2 pseudogenes are annotated in these 1,129 nt (G+C 54.3%); both read right to left on the bottom strand.

Annotated elements, in window-relative coordinates:
- Positions 1 to 32: 32 nt before the first annotated feature.
- Positions 33 to 884: pseudogene (locus tag AC0IW7_RS24725) on the bottom strand (IS3 family transposase); the annotation flags it as partial.
- Positions 869 to 1,129, bottom strand: a pseudogene (locus AC0IW7_RS24720) (hypothetical protein); the annotation flags it as partial. The pseudogenes AC0IW7_RS24720 and AC0IW7_RS24725, both read right to left, overlap by 16 nt.

Genomic DNA, 1,129 nt, shown 5'->3' with positions numbered 1-1,129 from the left:
TGAAGTGCGCCCCAAAAGTTGGACGGTACTGGTTAAGCCATGGCGGCCTTTGCTCTGTAAGCAACAGGGCTGAGGCCGCCTAGCTTCATCTTGATCCGATCATGGTTGTAGTAACGGATGTATTCGTCCAGCCCGGCTTGCAGCTGAGCGACGTTATCGAAACGCTCGCGGTAGAAGTACTCCGACTTAAGCGTGCCAAAAAAGCTTTCCATTGTGGCGTTGTCCAGGCAGTTGCCTTTGCGTGACATGCTTTGCTTCAGGCCTGCTTTTTCCAAGCGTTTTCGGTAGTCAGGATATTGGTAGTGCCAGCCCTGATCTGAGTGCAGCATCGGTTTTGCCGTCTCGGGCAGACCTTCAAGTGCTTGCTCCAGCATGCTGCCCACCAAGGCGTAACGTGGTCGGGTGTCGGTTTGATAGGCAACGATTTCGCCGTTGAACAGGTCCAGCACCGGGGAAAGGTAAAGCTTTTCGCCGGCCACTTTGAACTCGGTTACGTCCGTGACCCACTTCTGGTTTGGCTTGTCCGCTTCAAACTGACGGGCCAAAACATTAGGCGAAGCCTTGCCGACCAAGCTCCGATACGAGCGGTACTTTTTCGGTCGCACCGTGCATTTGAGGTTCAGATCGCCCATGAGGCGCCGCACCGTTTTGCTGTTAACCATCTGGCCGGCATTACGCAGCGCAGCGGTCATTCGGCGATAGCCATAGCGACCCTTATGCTCATCCTGAACGCTCTGGATAGAGGCTTTCAGAGGCGCGAACCGATCTCCGGTGTTCATCAGATTGAGCTGGTAGTAATACGTGCTGCGCGCCAACTGCGCGACTTCAAGCAGTTCTTCGAGCGAGAAATTATCACGCAGCTCCGTGATCAACTTCGTTTTTTCTTTGCTGCTTTCTCCTGCCTTTTCTTCTCCTCCCTGTGCTCCTTGAGCTTTTTTAGCCAGGCGTTCTCCACTTGGAGCTTGCGTAGCTTGAGCAGCAACTCAGCATGCGAAAGATCTTCGTCGCTTTTGGTTTCAGGTGCAGAGGTCTTGGCGGGAGGTAGTGTCATAACGGCGGGCGGTCCTTTCCTGGCTGACTCCAGGGCTTCAAAGCCGCCACTGTAATACTGCTGCTGCCATATGCCCAC

It is taken from the genome of Pseudomonas sp. AC229 (genome assembly GCF_979254655.1).
Note: the sequence above shows the minus strand (reverse complement) of the source record. Positions and strands in the feature narration are given on the sequence as shown.